The following is a 25,458-nucleotide window of genomic DNA, read 5'->3' as shown; positions in this document are numbered from 1 at the left end:
ATATTATTTATAAACTAATAAATTAGTCTAAAATTTCAGTAACCTGACCTGCACCTACTGTTCTACCTCCTTCACGGATAGCAAACTGCAAACCTAAGTTTAATGCAATTGGTTGAATTAAATCAACAGTAATAGTTAAGTTATCACCAGGCATAACCATTTCAACTCCTTCAGGTAAAACAATATTTCCTGTCACATCAGTAGTACGCACGTAAAACTGAGGGCGATAGTTATTATGGAATGGAGTGTGACGTCCACCTTCTTCTTTTTTCAATACATACACCTCAGCCTTAAACTTAGCATGTGGAGTTACAGATCCTGGCTTAACAATAACCATTCCTCTTTTAATATCTTCTTTAGCAATACCTCTTAATAAGATACCTGCATTATCTCCAGCCTCACCTCTATCTAAGATTTGACGGAACATTTCAATACCAGTAACTGTAGAAGTTAACTTCTCAGTACCCATACCTATAATCTCAACAGGATCTCCAGAATTGATGATTCCTGTTTCAATACGACCAGTTGCAACAGTACCACGACCAGTAATAGAGAATACATCTTCAATTGGCATTAAGAAATCCTTTTCAGTTTCTCTTAAAGGCTCTTCAATCCAAGCATCAACAGCAGCCATTAATTCTAAAACAGTATTAACCCATTTCTCCTCACCATTTAAAGCTCCTAAAGCCGAACCTGAAACCACAGGACCATTATCTCCATCATACTCATAGAAAGATAATAACTCCCTTACTTCCATTTCCACTAACTCAAGTAACTCCTCATCATCAACCATGTCAACTTTATTCAAGAAAACAACCATACGAGGAATACCTACTTGACGACCTAATAAAATATGCTCACGTGTTTGTGGCATAGGACCATCAGTTGCAGCTACTACTAAAATAGCTCCATCCATTTGAGCAGCACCAGTTACCATGTTCTTTACGTAATCCGCGTGACCTGGACAGTCTACGTGCGCGTAGTGACGGTTCTGAGTTGCATATTCAACGTGAGAAGAGTTAATTGTAATACCTCTTTCTTTTTCTTCTGGTGCGTTATCGATTTGATCAAAATCTCTAGCTTCAGAGAATCCTGCATCAGCTAATACTTTTGTGATAGCAGCAGTTAATGTAGTTTTACCGTGATCTACGTGACCAATAGTACCAACGTTTAAGTGGGGCTTCGAACGATCGTAAGTTTCTTTTGCCGTGATATTAATTTTAATTCTTTAGTTAAATATATTTAGTATTACTTTAAAATCCTTTTTCAAAAAAACCCTAAAAAAAGAGCCAATGATCGGATTTGAACCGATGACCTCATCCCTACCAAGGATGCGCTCTACCAACTGAGCTACACCGGCGTGGACAATTTCAGAGCGAAAGACCAGGTTCGAACTGGCGACATTCAGCTTGGAAGGCTGACGCTCTACCAACTGAGCTACTTTCGCACATTTCCAAAACCTTCAGTCAAGAATTAAAAGTTGAAATTCAACATACTGACTGATTAAATTTTAAAAAAGTGGGGAGAGCAGGATTCGAACCTGCGAAGTCGTAAGACAACGGAGTTACAGTCCGTCCCAGTTGGCCGCTTTGGTATCTCCCCTTGGTATTTTATTATATTAATGAACTTTATCTTTTTATTGAGCCAATGGAGGGACTCGAACCCACGACCTGCTGATTACAAATCAGCTGCTCTAGCCAGCTGAGCTACATCGGCTTTTAATTGTCAATAAAAAACAATCCGCTATTTCTAACGGATTGCAAATATATGAAGTAATTTCTATATTCTAAAGCTTTTCTTCAAAAACTTTTAATTTTTTTATTAAACTAAAACAGTTCGCTGCTTTTCTTTTGACTTCTTTAAGCTTCTTTTTAAAGAGTCAATAGCAATGTTTACACCTTCTTCAAAGGTTTTTGTTTGTTTCTTGACCATCAATTCGTCTCCTGGAATATTTATTTTGATCTCAGTGATTTTATTTTCCTTTTCACTAGTTTTCTGTACTTTTAAATAAACTTCTACATCAACTATTTTATCATGGAACTTTTCTAAACCTTCAATTTTCTTTTCAATGTAATCAATCAAGCTTTTATCTGCTGTAAAGTTTACTGACTGTGTGAATACTTTCATAATTTTTCCAATCTTTAATTTAACTCTCTAGGATGAGCCTTGTTATACACTTTTTTTATCTGCTCCAAGCTATTATGCGTATATACTTGGGTAGAGGCTAAACTTGAATGCCCTAGTAATTCTTTAACCGAATTTAACGACGCACCGTTATTTAGTAAATGTGTCGCAAAAGCATGCCTTAATATATGTGGGCTTTTCTTTGCTTTGGTTGACACCCTACTAAAGTACATATTTATTATTCGATACACAAGTTTTTCATAAATTTTAACCCCTTTTTCAGTTATTAGAAGCGCTTCCTCTTTTTCTAACTCATAGCTTCTTTTTAAAATCAAGTACTTATTTAAGGTTTCCAACACTGTTGATAGCAACATTATATAACGTTCTTTATTTCTTTTACCTAGCACCTTTATTACTTTTTTACTAAAATCAATATCTTTTTCTTTGATATTAATTAATTCTATTCTTCTCATTCCTGTTGAATAAAGCAATTCTACAATTAGTTTATTTCTTACGGATTCAAAATCGGTATCTTCACTTAAAATAGCAATTACCTCTTGTACTTCGTTTGTATCAAAAGGGGTTTGTATTTTCTGCTGTACTTTTAAGGCTTTATGTTTTGCTAATGGGTTCAGTTCAATTTCTTCTATTTTTTGAAGAAAATTATAAAAAGTTTTTAAAGAACTTATTTTTCTATTTACACTTCTATTAGATATATTCTGATTAACAAGTGAAACTATCCAACTTCTTATTTGATTATAATGAATTGTTGTTAATTCTTCTTGATCAAATTCTGTGATACAAAAATCTTTGAATGCTGTTAAATCTATACGGTAAGCGTTAATTGTATTTTTAGAATAATTTTTCTCGTGTTCTAAATATGTTAAAAAAGCGGTTATCAACATTTATCATATGTATTTATGAAAAATAAAGGTACAAAAAAACCTGCATTGAAATTAATCAATACAGGTTTTATGTGATTAGTAAGTTATTTCTAGCTTACTTCTTCTTTAGTTCTTAATCCTTGAACGTAAGAGGCTTTCTTAAGTTGAGCACGTTTAACAACAGACGGTTTATTGAACTGTTTTTTATCACGCAATTGTCTTAAAATTTTTACATCTCTAAACTTTCGCTTGTAACGTTTTAACGCTCTATCGATATTCTCTCCTTCTTTAATTGGAATAATTAACATATATTAGCACCTCCTTTCATTGTAGTCTCTAAATTTTTATTTTTAGGACTGCAAATGTACTGAGTCTTATTTTAATTAACTATTATTTTTTTATTTATTTTCAAGTTTTTCACTGCATTAGCGATTGAAACGGCATCCTTTTTTATTTTTCATAAAAAAGATATAGTGTAAAGCGCGACCTGCAAGGGAATGCCCAAAATCAATTTAATATAAAAAATTAAGTCGCTGGTTTATATTCTTTCTTATCAATTATCATTTTGGCGATAATTTCTTTTAAAATTTCAGAAGTACCTCCACCAATAGGACCTAAACGACTATCTCTTAATAAACGAGCTAACGGATATTCTTCCATATAACCATAACCACCTAATAATTGCAATGCATCATAAATAACCTCATCTGCCATTTTAGTAGATAACATTTTAGTCATACTTGCTTCTTTTACAACGTAATCACCTCCGTTTAATCTTTTTGTGATTGAATAGTTATATTCTCTACACATATCAACTTTTGAAGCCATCTCTGCTACTTTATGTCGTAAAGCCTGAAATTTATCTAATGTTTTACCAAAAGCTTCTCTTTCGCTCATGTATTTTAATACATAATCTACGGCATATTCAGCTCTTGCATGTGCATTAATTGCCATAATCAAACGTTCTGAAGCAAAATGTTGCATTATATAAGGAAAACCTTTTCCTTCTTCTCCCATTAAATTTTCAGCAGGAATCACTACATTATCAAACGCAATTTCTGCGGTATCAGAAGCTCTCCATCCTAATTTATCTAGTTTTGTTGCCGAAATTCCTGGTGTATCTCTATCTAAAATAAAAATACTCATTCCTTTATGCTTGTCTTCAAGATTTGTTTTAGCAGCAACTACTAAATAATCAGAATACACTCCGTTTGTAATAAATGTTTTTGATCCATTAATTACATAAGTATCTCCTTTTTTAACTGCAGTAGTTCTCATACCTGCTACATCACTTCCACCGAAAGGTTCTGAAATACATAAACAGCCAATTTTATCACCATTAATACTTGGTGTTAAATATGCTTTTTTAATTCTATCATCTCCTTCTTCATTTAAATGTGTCATTGCTAAATAAGCGTGTGCCCACATATTCGCTGCAAATCCTCCTGAATTTATTTTTTGTAATTCTTCTAAAAAAATTACAGTATAAAAAAGATCTAAACCTAAACCACCATACTCTTCTGGTTGATTTAATCCAAAATAGCCCATTTCACCGAATTTCTTCCAAATAAAACGTTCTACAGCTCCATCCTTTTCCCATTTATTTATATGAGGAACTACTTCTTTTTGTAAAAAGTCTTTAAAACTTTCACGAAAAAAATCATGCTCTTCAGTAAAGTACATACTATTCATAATTTATATGCTTTTTATTTTTTATCTATTCTGCTTTCAAATATAAAACTATTCTATCATATTTATCAATTGGAAAATTATCTATATTTTTTATTTCTGATATATCCTGAAGTTCAGCTACCTCATCTCTATATTCAAAAATCTTTTTACAAAGTTCATAATCAATATTTGGAATCTTTAATATCGCTTTAAAACTAGCAGTATTTATATTGATTTTTTTAATTATTGATTTTTCTATTTCTGATGAAATTTCTGTTGAAAAACTCACGTTAGAAAAATTAGAAGAAGAAAATGAAGTCACTTTCTTATTTTTTGCTAATAACTTGTTTCGTTTTACAACCCAATCTGGAAATTTAAAATATGGCGAAATTTCATTTAATAAGCTATCTGATATTTTTGTAATTTGCTGAAATTCTTTAACTGAATTAACAAATTTTCGTTGTTTACGGTATTCATGTAATCTATCAATTTCTTGAATACTCATTCCTAATTTACCTCCTTTAAAATCGGTAATATAATTAGGGTTGAAAGGAAATATTTTTGGTTTTATATTTTCTAAAGCGATTATTTTTAAACTATCTATTTGCTTTTGAAAATAACTTATTTCTGATGAGTTTGTGTTTATTATTTTATCCGAAGAAAAATCAACATAAAAATAAACAAACTGAAGTATCAATATAATTGAAACTAAAAATAAAACCCCATTTCTTTGGCGTTTGTTATACCAGAAATGGGGTTTAAATAAATTCATTATTTATATTTTATGCATTTTTTAAGATGCTTTTCTGGCTTTTATTGCGTCTAAATAAATTGTTAATTCTTCTTTTACCTTAGGATATAAGAAAAATAAACCAATAACATTTGGTACTGCCATTGCAAAAATCATTGCATCAGAAAAATCAGTTACTGCACCTAAACTTGCTGCAGAACCAATGATTACGAATAAACAAAATAAGATTTTATAAGCATAATCAGCTGCTTTAGAACGACCGAATAAAAACATCCATCCTTGTAAACCGTAATAAGACCAAGATAACATCGTTGAAAAAGCAAATAATACTACTGCGATTGTTAAAATGTAAGGAAACCAAGGTAATACCGAAGCAAATGCTTTTGATGTAGCTAAAACTCCATCTGGTGATTTTGTACCGTATGTCATAACACTTCCATCGCTGTTTGTAATAATAATTACTAAGGCTGTCATAGTACAAACTACTACAGTATCAATAAAAGGCTCTAATAAAGCTACTAAACCTTCAGATGCTGGATATTTTGTTTTTACTGCTGAATGGGCAATTGCTGCTGAACCAACTCCTGCTTCATTAGAAAAAGCTGCTCTTTGAAACCCAATAATTAAGACTCCTAATATACCTCCTGAAATACCTTTTGCATTAAATGCTCCGTCCCAAATTTGACCGAATGCATTTCCTATTAAAGAAAAATTAGCTGCTAAAATAACAACAGCTGCTAAAACATAAATACCTACCATAAATGGTACAATTTTCTCTGTAATATTTCCAATTCTTTTAATTCCTCCAATAATTACAACACCTACTAAAATAGACATTACAACTCCAAATGTTAAAGCAGTTGACAAATCATTCGATCCAATCATACTACCAAACTGTTGCGCTGCCTGATTTGCTTGAAACATATTACCTCCACCAAAAGAACCACCAACAACCATAATAGCAAAAAGAACTGCTAATACTTTACCTAAAGTGCTTTTACCAACATCGGCTAAACCTTTTCGTAAATAATACATTGGTCCACCGTAAATTGTACCATCTTCTCCAACATCTCTATACTTTACTCCTAAAGTACATTCAACAAATTTTGAAGACATTCCTATTAAACCTGCAATAACCATCCAAAAAGTTGCTCCTGGACCTCCTAAAGATAAAGCCACAGCTACACCAGCAATATTTCCTAAACCTACAGTTCCTGAAAGCGCTGCTGTTAAAGCCTGAAAGTGAGAAACCTCTCCATCTGCTCCTTCTACTCTAATTGTTTCAATCGCATCACCAGCTGGTGTTGGATCTCCTGCCATTATATCTGAAGTGACATGATCAATATCATCATATTTTCCTTTAACAATATTTATAGAAGTTGGAAACAATCTAATATTTACAAATTTGAATAAAATAGTAAATATTAATCCTGACATTAATAACATTATTATTACCAATGGCATTTTTACACCTCCACCTAATTCAATAGAGTAAAAAACAAAACTACCCCAAGCATCAGCAACAGGTTTGAATCCTTCATTTATCTTTTCAGCTAAACCTTTTTCTTGTGCGAATGTTAACATCGGTGTTATTAGTAATAACAGCGAAAGAAGTCTTTTATTCATATAAATATATTAGTTTTTTTATTTGTTATCGCAATATCATAAAAAAATGTACTTTTAACAAGTTTTAAGCGTTAAATGTAGTTTTTAAGTTAGTTTTTCTTTAAATCTCTGTAAATCTTCTTTAAATGACTTTGGATAAAAGTTTAAAATATTATTTGTCTTTGTTAAATCAAAACCTGTTCTAGCGGGTCTTACTGCTTTTTGATTTAATATTTTTGCTGTAATTGGCTTTATTAATGTTTTATCTAACTGAAATACCTCTGCTATTTGTTGTGCTATTTCGTAAATACTTAAAAGTGTTTTTGATGAAACATTAAAAATACCTATAGCTTTTTTATCAATCGCTAATTTACATACTAATGCCAAGTCTTCCACATAAGTTGGCATTCGATATTGGTCATTAACAATGGTAATTTCTTTTTTATCTTCTAAGGATTTTTTTACCCAAAGTACAATATTACTTCGTGACATATCGAAAACCTTTCCATATACCAAAATAGTTCTAAGGATTGTATAATCAATTTTAGATGCCGTTAAAATATTTTCTGATTTCAATTTAGAAATACCATAATAACTTAATGGATTTGGCGTATCGGTTTCTTTATAAGGACCATTTTCACCATCAAAAATAAAATCTGTTGATAAATGAATTAAGTGCGTATTATTATCGGCTGAAAATATTTTTAAGTTTTCAATAACATCAATATTTAAAATATCACAGGCTGTTTTATTATCTTCACAAGCGTCAACGTTTGTCATTGCAGCCGTATTTACAATAATATCTGGCTGATATTCTTTTAAGTTTTTTAATAAGTTTTTTTCATCTGTAATATCAATAGAAACATATTCAAAATCATTTCTTCCGCTTCTATTTTCTCCTCGAGAAAAACCAATTACTTGATATTTTTCTTTTTCTTCTAATAATAAATTAACTAAACTTTGCCCTAACAATCCATTAGTTCCTGTAATAATTACTTTTTTCATTTCGTTTTTCATTAAAATAATTCTCTTAGTTTAATTATTTGTTCAGGACGACCTAAAACGATTAAGTTTCCTCCAGCTTTAAGACTTAAAGAAGCTTCAGGATTGATAATATATTCTTTATTTTTTGTATGATACCCAATAACGGTACAGCCTGTCTTTTTTCGTATATCTAAATCTAAAATAGTTCTATTCAAATATTCTTTTGGTAAGTTGTCAATCTTTATTTCTTCTAAATTTGCTGTTGTATCACCTTCTATTGTTAGTCTATCTACAAACTCGATAACATCAGGAGTAACTACTAAAGACGCCATATGTGCACCGCCTAATTTATCAGGCATAATTACATTATCAGCACCCGCAATTTTAAGTTTACTACAAGACGATTCTTCTGAAGCTCTACTTATTATTTTACATTTTTTATTTAACTGACTTGCCGTTAATACAACAAATAAATTATCAGCATCCGAAGGTAAAACTGTTATTAAATAATCTGCATTTAAAATTCCTGCTTTTAGTAATGCCTCATCGGTTGTTGCATCTCCTTGAATATTTAATATTTCATTTTCATCTAATTCTTTAATAATATCTTCATACTTTTCTATAACAACTAACTTTTTATTGTAGCTATATAATTTTGAAATAGCTTGTTTTCCGTTTCTACCGTATCCACAAACAATGGTGTGTCCTTTTAATTTTTCTATTTTTTTTTGCACTTTTTTTGTTTTTAATTGATAAAAAAATTGCCCACTAATTAGATATTCTGAAAACAAGGAAACTGCATATCCAAAAATGAATAAACTTGATAATATTAAACCGATAGTAAATATTTTTTCCCCCGTTCCAAACGGATGAACTTCGCCAAAACCAATTGTGGTAATGGTAATTATAGTCATATATAAAGCATCAATAAAAGAATAATCAAACAAAATTAAATATCCGCCTACTCCTATTGATAAAATAAGTACCGAAAAAAAGATTGCTTTATACAATCTTGATTTAAACATCGCTTTTATCATAAATCAAAAACAGATGTTCTTTTAGTATAAATCATATCTTTTAATTTCAATAAAAATGCCAATGTTAAATACACACCAAACGATAAACCTACCGTTACAAACGATATATAAATAAAAAATAAGCGCACATTAGTTGCTCGCATACCTAATTTATCAGCAAGCCGAGAAGATACATCAAAACCATGTCGTTCAAAAAAATGGCGTACACCATGAATAAGTTTCATATTAATTCCTTTTAATTGCAAGATACCAAATTACACTGATTTGTTTATAACATCAGCTTCAAAATAAAGATGGTTTCTGTAACTTTGCTTTTCTGGTAAAAAACGCACTTTGAAAGAACAAGAATATATTGAAGTATACGGAGCTAGGGCTCACAACTTAAAAAACATTGATGTTAAAATTCCTCGTGAAAAACTTGTTGTTATTACAGGACTAAGCGGAAGCGGAAAATCATCATTAGCTTTCGACACTATTTATGCCGAAGGACAGCGCAGATATATTGAAACTTTTTCAGCATATGCTCGTCAGTTTTTAGGCGGACTAGAAAGACCCGATGTTGATAAAATTGATGGTTTATCGCCTGTTATTGCTATCGAACAAAAAACAACTAATAAAAGTCCACGTTCAACAGTAGGAACAATTACGGAAATTTATGATTTTTTACGATTACTTTTTTCTCGTGCCTCGGATGCTTACTCGTATAATACCAACGAAAAAATGGTCAGTTATTCTGATGAACAAATCAGAAAATTGATTTTAAAAGATTTTAACGAAAAACGTATAGCTGTTCTTGCGCCTTTAATTAGAGCCAGAAAAGGACATTATCGTGAACTTTTTGAACAAATAGCCAAACAAGGTTTTGTTAAAGTTCGTGTTGATGGCGAAATAAAAGAAATTGTTAAAGGAATGAAACTAGACCGATATAAAACTCACGATATTGAAGTGGTTATTGATCGTTTAGTTATCAATGAAAAATCAGAAAAACGCTTAGAAGAAACCATTAAAACTGCCTTATATACAGGTAATAATATTTTAATGGTTATTGATGTTGATGCTATTCATATTGATGATAAACCTCGTTATTTTAGTCGTGAATTAATGTGTCCTAGTACAGGAATTGCATATCCAAACCCTGAACCAAATTCGTTTTCATTTAATTCGCCAAGAGGTGCTTGCGGTAATTGTAACGGACTTGGAATTACAGATGAAATCAATATAAAAAAATTAATTCCTGATGATAGTATTTCTATCAAAAATGGTGGAATTGTTCCTTTAGGAAATCAAAAAAGTAGTTGGATTTTTAAACAATTACAAACAATTGCCGACAGACATAATTTTAAACTTACCGACCCAATAAATAAAATTCCTGCAAATGCCTTGGAAATTATTTTATATGGAGGAAATGAAAAATTTGAAATAAATTCCAAAGAACTTGGTGTAACTCGAAATTATGAAATTGATTTTGAAGGAATTATCGCTTTTATAGAAAATCAATATAAAAATGCAGAAAGCACAACCATAAAACGATGGGCAAAAGACTTTATGGATGAAGTCACTTGCTCTGTCTGCGAAGGAAAAAGATTAAAAAAAGAAGCGCTTCATTTTAAATTCAATAATAAAAATATTAGTGATTTAGCTCAAATGGACGTGACTGAATTAGCTGCTTGGTTTAAAGATATTGAAAGTAGTTTATCAGAAAAACAATTAATAATTGCTAGTGAAATATTAAAAGAAATACGCACAAGAATACAGTTTTTATTAGATGTTGGTTTAGATTATTTAACATTAGATAGAACTTCAAAATCATTATCTGGAGGCGAAGCACAGCGAATTCGATTAGCTACTCAAATTGGTTCGCAATTAGTTGGTGTTTTATATATTTTAGATGAACCAAGTATCGGTTTACATCAGCGTGATAATGAAAAACTGATTAAATCGCTTATAAAACTTCGTGATATCGGAAACTCAGTTTTAGTCGTTGAACATGACAAAGACATGATTGAACAAGCCGATTTTGTATTAGATATCGGTACAGGTGCAGGAATCCACGGAGGAGAAATTGTAAGTCAAGGAACTTTTGAAGATTTAAAATTACACAATACATTAACTGCCGATTATTTAACAGGAAGAAAAAAAATAGCCATCCCAACAGAACGAAGAAAAGGAAATGGAAATTTTATTAAACTTTCTGGAGCATCAGGAAATAATTTAAAAAATGTTACTGTTAAATTTCCTTTAGGACAAATGATTTGTGTTACAGGTGTTTCTGGAAGTGGAAAATCGACTTTAATTAATGAAACTTTATATCCTATTTTAAATGCTCATATTTATCGTGGTGTAAAAAAACCAATGCCTTATAAAAAAATTGAAGGCCTAGAACATATTGATAAAGTTATTGATATTGACCAATCTCCAATTGGTAGAACTCCTCGTTCAAATCCTGCAACATATACGGGTACATTTGGCGAAATTAGAAGTTTATTTGCTAAAACTCCCGAAGCCGCTATTAGAGGTTATAAACCTGGGCGTTTTAGTTTTAACGTAAAAGGCGGACGTTGTGAAACCTGTCAAGGTGGCGGAGTTAGAGTTATCGAAATGAACTTTTTACCTGATGTTAACGTAACTTGTGAAACTTGTCAAGGAAAACGATTTAACAGAGAAACCTTAGAAATTCGATATAAAGGAAAATCAATTGCTGATATTTTAAATATGACTATTAATGAAGCTACCGATTTCTTTGAATTGATTCCTAAAATACATCGAAAATTAAAAACTATTAAAGATGTTGGTTTAGGATATATAACTTTAGGTCAGCAATCAACAACACTTTCTGGAGGAGAAGCGCAACGTATTAAATTAGCTTCGGAATTATCAAAAAGAGATACAGGAAATACTTTTTATATTTTAGATGAACCTACTACTGGCTTACATTTTGAAGATATTCGTGTTTTAATGAACGTACTAAATAAACTTGCTGATAAAGGAAATACAGTCCTAATTATTGAACATAATATGGATGTTATTAAACTTGCAGACCACATTATTGATATTGGTATGGAAGGCGGTAAAAATGGTGGAGAAGTTTTAATAACTGGTTCTCCTGAAAAAGTAGCCAAACATAAAACTAGTTATACAGCTAAATTCCTAAATAAAGAATTAATTTAAAATTACTTATTCTAATAAAAAAAAGTAAATTAGTAAATAAGCTATTGAAATTATTTTTAGCTTTATTAATTGTTATACTAATAATAAAAAGAAAGTAAGATTATGAATCCAAATGATGATAGAAAAATAAAAGAAAAATTACAACCAAAAACTTGGAACGAGATAAAAACAAACGATTCGTGGGCTATTTTTAAAATAATGGCTGAATTTGTTGAAGGATATGAAAAATTAAGTAAAATTGGTCCTTGTGTATCTATTTTTGGTTCAGCTAGAACAAAACCAGATCATAAATACTATAAACTTGCCGAAGAGGTTGCTTATAAATTAACTCAAAATGGTTTTGGTGTAATTACTGGTGGAGGACCTGGAATTATGGAAGCTGGTAACAAAGGTGCAAACCGTGGTAAAGGTGTTTCTGTTGGTTTAAATATTGATTTACCTTTTGAACAACACGATAATCCTTGGATTGATCAAGGTAAAAGTTTAGATTTCGATTACTTTTTTGTTCGTAAAGTAATGTTTGTAAAATATTCGCAAGGTTTTGTTGTTATGCCTGGAGGTTTTGGAACTATGGATGAATTATTTGAAGCAATCACCTTAATTCAAACTAATAAAATTGGTCGTTTTCCTATTGTTTTAGTCGGAAAAAAATTCTGGGGTGGTTTATTAGATTGGATTAAAAACACCTTATTAGAAGAAGGAAATATCAGTGAAAAAGATTTAAATTTATTTAGAGTTGTTGATACTGCCGATGAAGCAATTGATCATTTAAATAAGTTTTATGCGAAGCATCAATTAAAGCCAAATTTCTAAAAATACTTAAAGCTCGTTGAATATTCAACGAGTTTTTTTATTTTCACATTTAAGTTGATTTTAAATTTGAAACATAAATTACAGCTTTTTACATGCTTCCTATTTTTGTACTGTTATACACTAACAGCACAAACAAATTCTATTGAAATAAAGGCAAAATTAGACGTAACAAAAAATCAGCTTTATATTCAACAAAAAACTGTTTTCTATAATAATTCATCAGATAATCTGAAATCTGTTTTCCTTCACAATTGGGCAAACAGCTTTAAAAATAATGATACTCCTTTAGGAAAACGTTTTATCGAAGATTACTCAAAAAATTTTCATTTTGCAAAAGAAAAAGATAGAGGAAATACTAAAATTTACAGTGTCAATGCAAATTACAAGCACGTTTCATTAAAAAAAATAAAAGCAGATATTATTGAAGTAGTTTTAAATAAAACACTAAAACCTAAAGATAGTGTACTAATTTCAGCTACTTATATTGTAAAGATTCCGAGTGCAAAATTTACACGATACGGAAAAACACAAAATGGATATCATTTGCGTTTTTGGCACATTACTCCTGCTGTTTATAACAAAAAATGGCATTTAATGAGTAATTTAAATATTGATGATTTATATGAAAACCCAACCAACTACATCATAAATATTGATATTCCTAAAAAATACACGCTTGAAAGTAATTTATATCAGCATAAAACAACACTAAAAACGCACACTAATTATTATTTAGTTGGTAATCGAAAAAAAGATATTATTATTCATATCGACTCGATTAATAACTTCACTTCTTTTAAAACAAAAAATAAAGAAATAAAAACTGATACTTATTTAAGAAATATTCCTCATCAAACAACATCAAAAATTATCAATAAACAAATTGATTTTATTGAAGGTTATTTAGGAAAACATCCACATACCGAAATATTTGTTGATGCAAGTACTGTTACTAAAAACTCACTTCATGAAATTTATAGACTTCCACATTGGTTAAATCCATTTCCTACCAATTTTAAATGGGAAATCAACTTTTTTAAGGCGCTTACCAGAAAATATATCGAAGATATTTTACTATTAGATAAACGAAGTGATTATTGGCTAACCGATGGTTTAGAAACTTTTTTAATGATGAAATATATAAAAGAATACTATCCTGAAGTTACTGTTTTAGGAAAATATTCTAAATACTGGCCTTTAAAAACATATAATATTTCTAAGTTAAAACAATTAGATAAATATGCTTTTGTTTATCAATTTAATACCCGTAAATTTAATGATCAAGCATTAAATACTCCTTCGGATTCTCTTTCAAATTTCAATCGAAAAATTGTTAATAAATACAAAGCTGGTTTAGGTTTATTATATCTTCAAGATTTTATAGGTGGAGATACTTTAGTTAAATCGATACAAGAGTTTTACGCAAAAAATCAATTAAAAATAAGTACAACGCAACAGTTTCAAGAGATACTTCAAAAAAACACCTCTAAAAATTTAGATTGGTTTTTTGATGAATACATCAAAACAACTAAGAAGATTGATTACAAAATTACTAAAGTAAAAAGTACTAAAAATAATGATTCACTAGAAGTCATCATTAAAAATAAAAGAAATTTCACATCTCCTATTGCCCTATATGGAATACAAAAAAAAGAAATAAAATTTAAAAAATGGGTTACAGGAATAGATTCTGTAAAAACAATTAAAATCAAAAAAGGTAATTTTGATAAGCTTGCTTTAAATTTTGAAAACACCTATCCTGAATATAATTATTTAAATAATTTCAGAAAAGTAAACAATCATTTAATTAATAAACCCTTACAATTTCGTTTTTTTAAAGATATAGAAAACCCTTATTACAATCAATTATTTTACTATCCATCTTTTAATTATAACTTATATGATGGTGCTATATTAGGAGTAAAAATCAATAATAAATCATTTCTTAAAAAGAATTTTGAATTTAGCATTAAACCAAATTATAGTACAAAAAGTAATAATTTAACAGGTTCTTATTCTTTTTCATATAATCATTTTATAAAAAACGCTAATATTTACAAAATAGGTTATGGCTTTAGTGGAAGTAGTTTTCATTATGCTCCAAAACTTAAATATACTGTTTTTACACCTTCTATAAGTGTTACTTTTAAGCAAAATACATTTCGTAAAAATGGATTTAAAGTATTGGTTGCAAAATTAATTAGTGTAGATAAAGAAGTTGAAATTAACAAACAAGAACAAGATAAATACAATGTTTTAAGTATTAGATATATTTACTCAAATTCTGATGCAATTAATAATACCACTCATGCTATTAATACCGAACTTCACTCTAAGTTTAGTAAAATTACAACCGATTTTCGATATCGTAAATTTTTTACTGAAGAAAAAAGCTATCAAATAAGGTTTTTTGGAGGATATTTTTTTTACAATAAATCTGAAGGAAATTACTATAGTTTTGCTTTAAATAATGGTGCTGATTATTTGTTTGAACAAAACTTATTTGGTCGTTCAGAAAGCCAAGGACTTTTTAGCCAACAATTTATAGTTAATCAAGGTGGATTTAAATCTAATTTTAAAGAACCTCAATTTTCTAATAAATTCATTACTGCTGTAAATACAAGTGTTAATATTTTTAATAAAACTGAAATTTATAATGATTTTGCTATATTGATAAATAAAAATAGTTCGCCAAAATATTATTATGAAAACGGTATACGCCTAAATTTTCTTCCAAATATTTTTGAATTTTACTTTCCTATTTACACAAACGAAGGCTTTGAAATAACGAAAGAAGCCTATCCTACAAAAATTAGATTTGTAATTACAACGAGTGTTGATAGAATTTATAACTTTATAAGAAGAAGTTTCTTATAGATAACGCAACAAAATACACTAAAACAACTAGTTTATTACATAATATTCAATTAAAGCTAATATTTTTAAACTTCAACTAAAAAAGCTATCTTTGTAACCAGACCAAAAACCAGACAATTATGATGCAAAAAACTGAAATAGCTAATACTGAACAAATTTCTTTTGAAGATTTTAAAAATGATGTTTTAAATGATTACCGAATTGCTCGCTTAAGTAGAGAGTGTAGTTTATTAGGACGTAGAGAAGTTTTAACTGGTAAAGCTAAATTCGGAATTTTTGGTGATGGTAAAGAAGTTCCACAATTAGCTATGGCAAAAGCCTTTAAAAATGGAGATTTTAGATCAGGATATTATCGAGATCAAACATTTATGATGGCTATTGATGAATTAAGTCCTCAACAATTTTTTGCAGGGTTATATGGGCACAATAATATTGAAATTGAACCGATGTCAGCTGGTCGACAAATGGGAGGTCATTTTGCAACACATTCGTTAGATGAAGATGGTAAATGGAAAAACTTAACTACTCAAAAAAATTCATCTTCAGATATTTCTCCTACTGCAGGACAGATGCCTCGTTTATTAGGTTTAGCACAGGCTTCTAAAATTTATAGAAACGTAAAATCTTTAGAAAATTTCACTAATTTTTCTGATAAAGGAAACGAAGTTTCTTGGGGTACTATCGGAAATGCAAGTACTTCCGAAGGCTTATTTTTTGAAACAATAAATGCTGCTGGTGTTTTACAAGTACCAATGGTGATGAGTGTTTGGGATGATGAATACGGTATTTCGGTACACGCAAAACATCAAACAACAAAAGAAAGTATTTCTGAAATTTTAAAAGGATTTCAAAAAGAAAATGATACTAAAGGTTATGAAATTTTCGTAGTTAATGGTTGGGATTATGTTCAATTAATGGATGTTTATAATAAGGCAGGTAAAATTGCAAGAGAACAACATATACCTGTATTAATACACGTAAAAGAATTAACACAACCACAAGGACACTCAACATCAGGATCACATGAACGTTATAAATCTACCGAACGTTTACAATGGGAAGAAGATTTTGATTGCATAACTCAAATGAGAAAGTGGGTTTTAGAGTTTGAATTACAAGATGAAAATGGAAATATTTTAAAACTTATTGATTCCGAAGAAGAATTACTTGATATTGAAAAACAAGCAAAAAAACAAGTAAGTCAAGCAAAAAGAGATGCTTGGACTGTTTATACAAATGAAATAAAAGCCGAAGTTACTATCGCTGTTACTTTATTAGATGTAATCGCTAAAAAAAGTAATAATGGCTCATTTATCACCAAATATAGAAATGATTTAGCAAGCGTTACTGAACCTATTAGAAAAGATATTTTAATTGCTACTCGTAAAAGTTTACGTTATTTAAAAGATGAAGATTTTATAGAAAAGAAAACGCTTCAAAAGTTTATTAAAGATATTATTGATAATGCAGCTGTAAATTTCTCAACACATTTAGTCAGTGAAACAACATTTTCTCCTCAAAAAATAGTTTCAGAAGCACCTAAATATACTCCTAAAAAAAACTTAGTAGATGCACGTGTTATTATGCGTGATAATTTTGATGCCATTTTTAATAAATATCCTGAAGCTTTAATTTTTGGTGAAGACGCTGGTTATATTGGTGATGTAAATCAAGGTTTAGAAGGTTTACAAGAAAAATATGGCGAATTAAGAGTCTCAGACACAGGAATTCGTGAAGCTACTATTTTAGGGCAAGGTATTGGAATGGCAATGCGTGGTTTGCGCCCAATTGCTGAAATTCAATATTTAGATTATTTATTATATGCCTTGCAAATAATGAGTGACGATTTGGCAACTCTTCGTTACCGTACTTTTGGAAAGCAAAAAGCGCCGTTAATTGTCAGAACTCGAGGACATCGTTTAGAAGGTATTTGGCATTCAGGTTCGCCAATGGGTGGAATTATAAATAATGTTCGTGGAATTCATGTATTAGTTCCTAGAAATATGACCAAAGCTGCTGGTTTTTATAATACTTTATTAGAAGGAGATGATCCAGCTTTAGTAATAGAATGCTTAAATGGATATCGTTTAAAAGAAGAATTACCAACCAATTTAGGCGAATTTAAAACTCCGATTGGTGTTGTTGAAACTATCAAAGAAGGAACAGATATTACGGTAATTTCTTACGGTTCTACTTTACGAATTGTAAGTGAAGTTGCCAAAGAATTAACTCAAGTTGGTATTGATATTGAAATTATTGATGCACAGAGTTTATTACCTTTTGATTTAAATCATGATACCGTAAAATCTATCGCTAAAACAAATCGTTTATTGGTAATTGATGAAGATGTTCCTGGAGGAGCTTCTGCTTATTTATTACAAGAAATTATAGAAAACCAAAACGGATACAAATATTTAGATAGCAAACCACAAACTTTAACTGCAAAAGCTCACAGACCAGCTTATGGTACTGATGGAGATTATTTTTCAAAACCATCTGCTGAAGATATTTTCGAAAAAATATATGCTATTATGAGCGAAGCTAATCCTAATAAATATAAGAGTTTATACTAAATTTCAATATTTATAAAAGCTTTTTTTGATAAAAATAAAACCTCATTAATTTAAAATTAGTGAGTTTTTTTATCTTCTAAAATTATTTAAATCACTTTAAATTGAGTTACAAAATCATCAGAAATATCTTTATAACTATTCGTACAATAAATATGATTGATATTTTCTTTTAGTTCATCAAAACCATAATTAAACTGTCCGTGTGTTACGTATAAAAATACTTTAGTAGCACCTTGATTTTTCAATTCTTTGGCTAAAAAATTAAAAGTTCTTCCGCCATCGGCTAAATCATCAACAATTAAACATTCTTTATTTTTAACATCTCCTTGAATTGTTATTTTTGGTACTCCTGCTATTCGTACTTTATTTGATGGAATTAAATCTGCTTTTAATTTTTCTGCTATTTCATGTGTTGTTTTATATGCTCCTGCATCAGGGCTTATCAATATTGGATTTCCAATAGTATGATATGCTTTTTTCACAAACTCATAACTTTTTATTTCTATTGAATTATTAATTAAAGCTAAACTTATTGAGCTATGCGGATGTAAGATTTCAACTTTATCAAAACACATTGAATTTATAAAATTAGCAATTACTTTTAAATCAAAAGATTCTTTTTCATTAAAACGTCTATCAGAACGTTGTCCTATCAAACAATAAATAGTTAAAATAGCTGTAGCAGTTTTATTTAAAATATTTTCGGCATCCCAAGCTTCTTTTATTGTAGCAATACGAAATAAATCTTCATAACTATTTCCTCTTATTTTAACATGTAAATTTTCTTTTTCAAGGATTTTAGCTGTTACCTGTCCGTCATTAAATTTCTTTATTTCGTATTTCATAACTTATTTTTTTAAACTAAAACACTGCTATTTATATTTTTATTGATGCGTTCTCTAATTTCATTTAAGGTTGTAGTATTATAAAATTTTCCATCTTTATAAATTTCTTTTAACTCACCTTCTTTTTCTTCAGCTTCTGAAACTTGATCAATTAAACGATATTCGTCATTTTCTATAACAACTTTAACTAAACCTTTTGCTGATTTTTTAATTCCATCATCAGTAATTGGGTCTTTAAATATTTCTCTTCTTTCGCCATTAACAACAACCGAAGTTGCTTTCATTGCAAAACCAAAAGTATCACGGGTGTTATATTGATACGTAAATGAACCGATTCCTAAAACAACATTGGTACTTGCAAAACCTTTATCGTGTAATTTCTCACAGATTTCTTCAGCTCTTTCAGTAGTTATACTATCGCCATAAATAGCGCCAATATGAGTATCTAATACTTTAAAACCTTGTTCATTTATTGTTCCACCAAAAACATCCCATAATAATTCTACCACACCTTTTTCTTGTGGAGTACTTCCGTTTAATGCGGTATTTTCACCACAAATAATAGCAACAGGATCTCCGCTATCTGGTCGAATTACTAATTTTCCTTCTCTACTTAAAATTTCCGATTTTAAAATTGGTAAATACATTGTTAGTACTTTCCATAAATCCCAAGTATCACTTACTACGGATAAAATTCCTGTAGGATATGTTTTCATTAATTCTCTAAAAGTCCCGATTTCATCATCTTTTGTTCCTGCACACATCACCGAATGTTCCGTTGCATTTACCGAACCGATAACAAAACCTGTTGCTTTATAATATTTTCTCAAACTACTAATTACTGGCAAAGTATCCGAACCTAAAAAAACACTTGCGTGTCCCATTCCTGATAACACGGCACTTTGTAAACCTCCCATTCCTCTCATTGAAAAATCGTGTCCTTGAAAATCGATAAATCCAGTATTTTCTTTATCTGTTAAAGTTGCCCATTTTTTAAAAATCCTTTTATATCGTAATGCAATTGAAGCAGAAGTCATAGGTTGCCATAACATTGTTGAAAGAATGGTTTCTAAAAAATTAGTTACCCAATAAAATTCTTTTACCGTATTTACAACTGTTAACATTGGTACTCTTACAGGTATTTCTACGCCTTCTTTTATTGATTTTACTTTGATTGGTAAATACTGTAAATCATGCAATTTTTCATAATGAGAAACATCATAATCTGTTCCTAAATATAAAGAAAGCTCTTCTTTTATTTCTTGACAAATTGCATCTTTTGGCTTACTAAAAAAGTTTGTTTCAAAATAATCGTGTAACCAAGTAATTACATATTGTTGTCCAAACGAAACTACTTTTTCACATCCTTTTGGCGCATATTTATTACTTCTTGGTGTCCAATTAGAATATACTTCTTCTGTTCCTTTTGGATATTGTTGGTGATGTCCTGTTTTGTAACCGTCTGTTAATAATAATCCGTTCATAGCCTTGGTTATTTATTATTTTATTTGCGTAATTATAACACAAATATATTTCATATTATTATAACTCACAAATAATTTGCGTAAAAAAAACACTAACTATATTTTTAACTGTTTAAATATCGAAAATAATTCCTTCTTTTTTTAATTGAAAAAATCGTTTTTCATTAAACTGGAACAGTTTTGCTGGTCTTCCTGAACCTTTTGATGTTTTTTCATCTAATTCATCTAAAACATTTAAATGCATTATTTTTTTTCGAAAATTACGTCTATCAACAGCTCTTCCTAAAAGTGTTGAATAAAGTTTTTCTAAATCTGAAAAAGGAAATTTACTTTCTAATAATTCAAAACCAATAGGTTCATAGGTTATTTTTGCTTGTAAACGATTTATTGCTTTATCTAAAATATCTTGATGATCAAAAGATAATTCAGGCAATTCATCAATAAAAAACCATTGTGCTTCCTCTGCATCAGTACTGGCTTTCAGTTTAAAATAATTTGGTTTTACAAGTCCGAAATAAGCAACTGTTACAACTCTTTTTCTAGGGTCTCTTTCTGGCTGACCAAAAGTATATAACTGCTCTAAATAATTAATTTTAACACCTGTTTCTTCTAATAATTCTCTTTCAACAGCATCTTCTAATGATTCATTTTCTAGCACAAAACCACCTGGAATTGCCCATTTCCCTTTAAAAGGTTTGTACTTTCTTTTTATCAATAATATGGAAATATTTCCCGCTTCGTATCCAAAAACTACGGCATCTACGGAAAGCATTATTTCTTGTTGTGTCATTATGTGTTATTTATACGCAAAAATACATTATTTATGTAATAAATTCTTACCTATATCGCATTGTAAACAACATTTTTCAGTACAATAATTATTTTTAAGTTCTAATAAAGCTTGACTTTTAAGAGCATTTTCTGATTTTATTTTCAAATCTAAAAATTTTGAAATAATCGTATTTTTTTCTGATTTAAGTTGTTGTATCAATTCAAAAAAATCTGCTTCATTTACCTCTCCTCTATTTTTTTCATAAACATATTTTAAAGGAATAATTGTATTTATCAGTAATAAATCAATAAATGATTTTGTTATTTTTTTTGATGATTTTTTAGATTCAGTTTCAAAAGTGTAATGTGTTTTCCAAAAATAATTTACTTCAACCGAAAACAACTTGTAAAAATCTGCTATTTTTTTGGTTTCTATAAGTTGAGAAAATAAATTTTGATGTTTATGAAATAAAGCAACTAATTGAGCGATTCGAATCGTTGGAAAATTTGTAGGTCGCATTCTAAAAAATTGAAATAAATTATTAGAAATAGGTGTTAAATTATGTTTGTGACTAATAAAATCATACTCATTTTTTAATTGAATAAAATACTCATTTTCTATTTCTTCTTCAAAAAAACCAGCCTGACCAAATAATAATGCTGATAATTGTAATTCGTTAAATCTAGTTTTTCGTAATACAGAAAAATCAAATGATTGTGATAATCTTAAAAAAGAATCTCCATTTATTTTTAATCCGAAGTTTTTAGCTAATAATTGAAATAATACAGTTTCATAATTATTATTTGAATTTGATAATAATTCTTTAATAAAAACTGATTTACGTTCTAAACGCTGTAAATATAATTTTTCTAGCCAATTATTAATCAAAATAGTATCAACAGAATTAATTTGATTTTCACATAAAATCCAACTCGATTTTTTAGAAAATAATTTTTGATAGTTTTCTAAAAGAGTTACATCAATAAAATCTTTTAATTGAAGCGTTGGTAAAGGCTGATTATTCTTCATAAAAATAACAGTATCATGTTGCCAAACTACGTGTAAAATAATGGCTTCATAATTTTTATCTTCTTCATGTTTATGTAAATACCAATCGGATGAATTTATATGAATTTCAACATTTCCAATCCATAATTGATTGTTTATATTTAGATGAGCTGTTAAAAAATCAGGACCTGTATTTTGGTTATGTAATCCTGATTTAATTATTTTGATAGTTTCATTAGCTATCGATTTTAAATTAGTTGTGCTAAACAATTTATATTTCCACAAAAAATGTAAAAATTCTTCTTTCATAACTGTAAATTAACTTTTCTTTTTTCAGTGTATTAATATATAAAAAATATAGCTAAATCACTTTTTATCAATGCTTTTACTTTTCAATATTTATTAATTTTATAAGATAAATTTTTCTCAATATTTTATAAATTAAATAGATTAAATAAATTAAGTCATCAATTTTATTAATAACCAAAACCTAATTTTTATTAAAAGCAGTTGTATTTTTGTTTGGAAACTAAAACATATAACATGAATACTGTAGAAAATTTAAAATGGCGTTATGCTGTTAAAAAATTCGATGAAAATAAATCACTTTCTGAAACACAAATAACTATTTTAAAAGAAGCCTTTAATTTAACAGCTTCTTCTTACGGGTTACAACCTGTTAAAATGGTGGTTCTTCAAAATAAAGAAATTCAGCAACAATTAGTTCAACATTCTTGGAATCAACCACAAGTTGCACAAGCATCTCATGTATTAGTTTTATGCATTCCTAAAGAATATGATATCAAAAATATTGATACTTATTTTTCATTAGTAAAAGAAACAAGAAATACGCCTGATGAAATTTTAGCGCCGTTTAAAAAAATGCTTACAGATTCTGTAACTAGTAAAACTCAAGAAGAATTAGCTGTTTGGAATAAAAACCAAGCTTATATTGCTTTAGGAAATTTAATGACTGTTGCGGCAAATGAAAAAATAGATTCTTGCCCAATGGAAGGTTTTATTCCTCAAAAATATGATGAAATTTTAGGTTTAGACAAACATAATTTAACATCGGTATTAGTATTACCTGTTGGTTTTAGAGCTGAAGATGATTATATGAAAGACCTAAAAAAGGTTCGTAAAAATATAGAAGATATCATTATTGAAATGTAATTTAATACTTACAAGTTATGAATTACGATAAACTAAATTAGTACTTTCGTAATTCATAACTCGTAATTAAATTATATGCAACCACTACATATTGTACTCCTCATTCTTGGTTATTTTGGAGTTTTAATTCTGATTTCTTTCCTTACAGGTAAATCGGCAAATAACAACACTTTTTTTAAAGCAGATAATTCTTCGCCTTGGTATTTAGTAGCCTTTGGTATGATTGGCGCTTCACTTTCTGGCGTTACTTTTATTTCAGTTCCTGGCTGGGTTGAAGGGCAACAAATGAGTTATATGCAAATGGTTTTTGGCTACGTGGTTGGTTACGCAGTTATCGGTTTAGTTTTGCTTCCGCTTTATTATCGCTTAAATTTAACATCAATATATACTTATTTAGAAGACCGTTTTGGAAGTTATTCCTATAAAACTGGTGCTTCTTTTTTCTTATTATCAAGAACTATTGGTGCGGCTTTTCGCTTATTTTTAGTAGCCAATGTTTTACAATTAATTTTGTTTGATGCTTACGAAATTCCGTTTTGGGTAACTGTAACGATTACCATTTTATTGATTTGGTTATACACTTTTAAAGGTGGTATAAAAACCATCGTGTGGACAGATACGCTACAAACTTTATTCATGTTAATTGCCGTTGGTGTTTGTATTATTATGATAAAAAACAGCCTACAAATTGACAGTTTATTTACGTATATATCTGAAAGTAAATCAGCTAAAATGTTCTTTTTTGATGATATAAAAGCAGGGAATTATTTTTGGAATCGGTTTTTATCTGGAGCATTTATAGCAATTGTTATGACAGGTTTAGATCAAGATATGATGCAGAAAAACTTAACGTGTCGTAATTTAAAAGATGCTCAAAAAAATATGTTTTGGTTTACGATTGTTTTAGTAATCGTTAATTTTTTCTTTTTAGCTTTGGGTGTTTTACTTACAGATTATGCCAATATTAACGGATTAGATGCACATAAAGACCAATTATTTCCGATGATTGCCATGAGTGGCAATTTAGGTTTGATAACTTCTTTATTCTTTTTATTAGGATTAATTGCCGCAGCATATTCAAGTGCCGATAGTGCTTTAACATCATTAACAACATCTTTTAGTATTGATATTTTAGAAATCGATAAAAAAACAGATGAACAAGAAAAAGAGAAAATCCGTAAGAAAATACACATTTTATTTTCATTTATATTAATCGCAACAATTTTAGTTTTCAAATATTTTATTGCAGATGCTAGTGTAATTGCTAAAATATTTCAATTTGCGGGTTATACTTATGGTCCTTTATTAGGATTATATGCCTTCGGATTATTTACAAAACTGAATATAAAAGATAAATTAGTTCCTATAATTTGTATTGTATCTCCTATTTTCACATTTTTAATAAGCTATTTTAGTAAGACATTATTCAATTTTGATTTTGGATTTTTCGTGTTAGTTTTAAATGGATTACTTACTTTCTTCGGATTATTAATGATAAAAACATCAAAAAAGAATCAAAATGCCTAAAAAAGGAAAAGCAAAAAACACCGTAAATAAAGCGAAACACACTCGCTTAATGAAGCAAAAAGAAAACAAAGTTAAACTTCAAAAGCTTCAAAATAAAGAGCGTTTAAAAGCATTGGTTAGAAAAATGAATGAGCAGAAAGAAGCCGAAGAATAAAAAACATT

The 25,458-nt window shown here is 29.1% G+C and carries 21 protein-coding genes and 4 tRNA genes; 7 read left to right on the top strand and 18 right to left on the bottom strand.

The genetic code is table 11. From position 1 onward, the window contains the following. Positions 1-22 precede the first annotated feature (22 nt). From tuf to PG913_RS02990, 14 genes are all read right to left on the bottom strand, one after another. Positions 23-1,213, bottom strand: coding sequence for an elongation factor Tu (gene tuf / locus PG913_RS03055; RefSeq protein WP_271232118.1), 1,191 nt, complete (start codon positions 1,211-1,213; stop codon positions 23-25). 74 nt (positions 1,214-1,287) lie between these two features. Further along, positions 1,288-1,360, bottom strand: a tRNA-Thr gene (locus PG913_RS03050). 14 nt (positions 1,361-1,374) lie between these two features. Next, a tRNA-Gly gene (locus PG913_RS03045) sits at positions 1,375-1,447 on the bottom strand. Positions 1,448-1,519: 72 nt separating this feature from the next. Further along, a tRNA-Tyr gene (locus tag PG913_RS03040) sits at positions 1,520-1,602 on the bottom strand. Between the two features lie 40 nt (positions 1,603-1,642). After that, a tRNA-Thr gene (locus PG913_RS03035) sits at positions 1,643-1,716 on the bottom strand. A gap of 105 nt (positions 1,717-1,821) precedes the next feature. Then, complete coding sequence (gene hpf / locus PG913_RS03030; protein ID WP_271231571.1) at positions 1,822-2,127, bottom strand: ribosome hibernation-promoting factor, HPF/YfiA family; 306 nt, start codon at positions 2,125-2,127, stop codon at positions 1,822-1,824. Between the two features lie 14 nt (positions 2,128-2,141). Next, entirely contained in the window at positions 2,142-3,029 is an 888-nt protein-coding gene (locus PG913_RS03025) for a tyrosine-type recombinase/integrase (protein WP_271231570.1), read from the bottom strand. 89 nt (positions 3,030-3,118) lie between these two features. Further along, positions 3,119-3,316: a 30S ribosomal protein S21 gene (gene rpsU, locus PG913_RS03020; protein ID WP_271231569.1), complete on the bottom strand. Its 198-nt coding sequence runs from the start codon at positions 3,314-3,316 to the stop codon at positions 3,119-3,121. Positions 3,317-3,533: 217 nt separating this feature from the next. Continuing rightward, positions 3,534-4,700 carry an acyl-CoA dehydrogenase family protein gene (locus PG913_RS03015; protein WP_271231568.1) on the bottom strand — a complete coding sequence of 389 codons (1,167 nt, stop codon included), beginning with the start codon at positions 4,698-4,700 and terminating at the stop codon, positions 3,534-3,536. Positions 4,701-4,725: 25 nt separating this feature from the next. Next, the gene (locus PG913_RS03010; protein WP_271231567.1) at positions 4,726-5,451 is read right to left on the bottom strand and encodes a ComEA family DNA-binding protein; all 726 of its coding nucleotides are present in this window, start codon (positions 5,449-5,451) and stop codon (positions 4,726-4,728) included. 21 nt (positions 5,452-5,472) lie between these two features. Further along, positions 5,473-7,056 carry an alanine/glycine:cation symporter family protein gene (locus PG913_RS03005; protein ID WP_271231566.1) on the bottom strand — a complete coding sequence of 528 codons (1,584 nt, stop codon included), beginning with the start codon at positions 7,054-7,056 and terminating at the stop codon, positions 5,473-5,475. Between the two features lie 84 nt (positions 7,057-7,140). Continuing rightward, the gene (locus tag PG913_RS03000; protein ID WP_271231565.1) at positions 7,141-8,040 is read right to left on the bottom strand and encodes an SDR family oxidoreductase; all 900 of its coding nucleotides are present in this window, start codon (positions 8,038-8,040) and stop codon (positions 7,141-7,143) included. Between the two features lie 11 nt (positions 8,041-8,051). After that, entirely contained in the window at positions 8,052-9,044 is a 993-nt protein-coding gene (locus tag PG913_RS02995; protein WP_271231564.1) for a potassium channel family protein, read from the bottom strand. Between the two features lie 8 nt (positions 9,045-9,052). Beyond that, the gene (locus PG913_RS02990; protein ID WP_271231563.1) at positions 9,053-9,280 is read right to left on the bottom strand and encodes a PspC domain-containing protein; all 228 of its coding nucleotides are present in this window, start codon (positions 9,278-9,280) and stop codon (positions 9,053-9,055) included. Between the two features lie 109 nt (positions 9,281-9,389). Between PG913_RS02990 and uvrA the strand changes: the two genes are divergently transcribed. The 4 genes from uvrA (at position 9,390) to PG913_RS02970 (ending at position 18,487) form a co-directional block, all read left to right on the top strand. Beyond that, positions 9,390-12,224, top strand: coding sequence for an excinuclease ABC subunit UvrA (uvrA, locus tag PG913_RS02985; protein ID WP_271231562.1), 2,835 nt, complete (start codon positions 9,390-9,392; stop codon positions 12,222-12,224). Positions 12,225-12,326: 102 nt separating this feature from the next. Beyond that, positions 12,327-13,037: an LOG family protein gene (locus PG913_RS02980; RefSeq protein ID WP_271231561.1), complete on the top strand. Its 711-nt coding sequence runs from the start codon at positions 12,327-12,329 to the stop codon at positions 13,035-13,037. Between the two features lie 105 nt (positions 13,038-13,142). Beyond that, positions 13,143-15,914, top strand: a complete 2,772-nt coding sequence (locus PG913_RS02975) for a gluzincin family metallopeptidase (RefSeq protein ID WP_271231560.1) — start codon at positions 13,143-13,145, stop codon at positions 15,912-15,914. A gap of 119 nt (positions 15,915-16,033) precedes the next feature. Then, positions 16,034-18,487 (top strand): alpha-ketoacid dehydrogenase subunit alpha/beta, encoded by a 2,454-nt coding sequence (locus tag PG913_RS02970; RefSeq protein ID WP_271231559.1) that lies wholly within the window; start codon positions 16,034-16,036, stop codon positions 18,485-18,487. An 86-nt stretch (positions 18,488-18,573) separates the two neighbouring features. Here PG913_RS02970 and PG913_RS02965 read toward each other — a convergent pair whose 3' ends face one another. The 4 genes from PG913_RS02965 to PG913_RS02950 all read right to left on the bottom strand — a co-directional run bounded on the left by PG913_RS02965 (position 18,574) and on the right by PG913_RS02950 (position 22,905). Next, entirely contained in the window at positions 18,574-19,332 is a 759-nt protein-coding gene (locus PG913_RS02965; RefSeq protein WP_271231558.1) for a phosphoribosyltransferase family protein, read from the bottom strand. An 11-nt stretch (positions 19,333-19,343) separates the two neighbouring features. Then, positions 19,344-20,816, bottom strand: a complete 1,473-nt coding sequence (locus PG913_RS02960; RefSeq protein ID WP_271231557.1) for a nicotinate phosphoribosyltransferase — start codon at positions 20,814-20,816, stop codon at positions 19,344-19,346. A gap of 112 nt (positions 20,817-20,928) precedes the next feature. Then, on the bottom strand, positions 20,929-21,606 hold the full coding sequence (locus PG913_RS02955; protein ID WP_271231556.1) for an NUDIX hydrolase: 678 nt from the start codon (positions 21,604-21,606) through the stop codon (positions 20,929-20,931). A 27-nt stretch (positions 21,607-21,633) separates the two neighbouring features. Then, positions 21,634-22,905 carry a DUF2851 family protein gene (locus tag PG913_RS02950; protein WP_271231555.1) on the bottom strand — a complete coding sequence of 424 codons (1,272 nt, stop codon included), beginning with the start codon at positions 22,903-22,905 and terminating at the stop codon, positions 21,634-21,636. Positions 22,906-23,139: 234 nt separating this feature from the next. Between PG913_RS02950 and PG913_RS02945 the strand changes: the two genes are divergently transcribed. From PG913_RS02945 to PG913_RS02935, 3 genes are all read left to right on the top strand, one after another. After that, complete coding sequence (locus PG913_RS02945; RefSeq protein WP_271231554.1) at positions 23,140-23,769, top strand: NAD(P)H-dependent oxidoreductase; 630 nt, start codon at positions 23,140-23,142, stop codon at positions 23,767-23,769. Positions 23,770-23,844: 75 nt separating this feature from the next. Continuing rightward, on the top strand, positions 23,845-25,296 hold the full coding sequence (locus tag PG913_RS02940) for a sodium:solute symporter (RefSeq protein ID WP_271231553.1): 1,452 nt from the start codon (positions 23,845-23,847) through the stop codon (positions 25,294-25,296). Beyond that, positions 25,289-25,450, top strand: coding sequence for a hypothetical protein (locus tag PG913_RS02935; RefSeq protein ID WP_271231552.1), 162 nt, complete (start codon positions 25,289-25,291; stop codon positions 25,448-25,450). The genes PG913_RS02940 and PG913_RS02935 overlap by 8 nt, the downstream gene beginning before the upstream one ends. Positions 25,451-25,458 lie beyond the last annotated feature (8 nt).

This window comes from Tenacibaculum pacificus, from assembly GCF_027941775.1.
Lineage (GTDB): Bacteria > Bacteroidota > Bacteroidia > Flavobacteriales > Flavobacteriaceae > Polaribacter > Polaribacter pacificus_A.
Note: the sequence above shows the minus strand (reverse complement) of the source record. Positions and strands in the feature narration are given on the sequence as shown.

Excerpts from the sequence above, each read along its gene's own strand:
- hpf (WP_271231571.1), bottom strand. The coding sequence starts at position 2,127 with ATGAAAGTATTCACACAGTCAGTAAACTTTACAGCAGATAAAAGCTTG.
- PG913_RS03025 (WP_271231570.1), bottom strand. The coding sequence starts at position 3,029 with ATGTTGATAACCGCTTTTTTAACATATTTAGAACACGAGAAAAATTAT.
- rpsU (WP_271231569.1), bottom strand. The coding sequence starts at position 3,316 with ATGTTAATTATTCCAATTAAAGAAGGAGAGAATATCGATAGAGCGTTA.
- PG913_RS03015 (WP_271231568.1), bottom strand. The coding sequence starts at position 4,700 with ATGAATAGTATGTACTTTACTGAAGAGCATGATTTTTTTCGTGAAAGT.
- PG913_RS03010 (WP_271231567.1), bottom strand. The coding sequence starts at position 5,451 with ATGAATTTATTTAAACCCCATTTCTGGTATAACAAACGCCAAAGAAAT.
- PG913_RS03005 (WP_271231566.1), bottom strand. The coding sequence starts at position 7,056 with ATGAATAAAAGACTTCTTTCGCTGTTATTACTAATAACACCGATGTTA.
- PG913_RS03000 (WP_271231565.1), bottom strand. The coding sequence starts at position 8,040 with ATGAAAAAAGTAATTATTACAGGAACTAATGGATTGTTAGGGCAAAGT.
- PG913_RS02995 (WP_271231564.1), bottom strand. The coding sequence starts at position 9,044 with ATGTTTAAATCAAGATTGTATAAAGCAATCTTTTTTTCGGTACTTATT.
- PG913_RS02990 (WP_271231563.1), bottom strand. The coding sequence starts at position 9,280 with ATGAAACTTATTCATGGTGTACGCCATTTTTTTGAACGACATGGTTTT.
- PG913_RS02980 (WP_271231561.1), top strand. The coding sequence starts at position 12,327 with ATGAATCCAAATGATGATAGAAAAATAAAAGAAAAATTACAACCAAAA.
- PG913_RS02970 (WP_271231559.1), top strand. The coding sequence starts at position 16,034 with ATGATGCAAAAAACTGAAATAGCTAATACTGAACAAATTTCTTTTGAA.
- PG913_RS02965 (WP_271231558.1), bottom strand. The coding sequence starts at position 19,332 with ATGAAATACGAAATAAAGAAATTTAATGACGGACAGGTAACAGCTAAA.
- PG913_RS02960 (WP_271231557.1), bottom strand. The coding sequence starts at position 20,816 with ATGAACGGATTATTATTAACAGACGGTTACAAAACAGGACATCACCAA.
- PG913_RS02955 (WP_271231556.1), bottom strand. The coding sequence starts at position 21,606 with ATGACACAACAAGAAATAATGCTTTCCGTAGATGCCGTAGTTTTTGGA.
- PG913_RS02950 (WP_271231555.1), bottom strand. The coding sequence starts at position 22,905 with ATGAAAGAAGAATTTTTACATTTTTTGTGGAAATATAAATTGTTTAGC.
- PG913_RS02945 (WP_271231554.1), top strand. The coding sequence starts at position 23,140 with ATGAATACTGTAGAAAATTTAAAATGGCGTTATGCTGTTAAAAAATTC.
- PG913_RS02940 (WP_271231553.1), top strand. The coding sequence starts at position 23,845 with ATGCAACCACTACATATTGTACTCCTCATTCTTGGTTATTTTGGAGTT.
- PG913_RS02935 (WP_271231552.1), top strand. The coding sequence starts at position 25,289 with ATGCCTAAAAAAGGAAAAGCAAAAAACACCGTAAATAAAGCGAAACAC.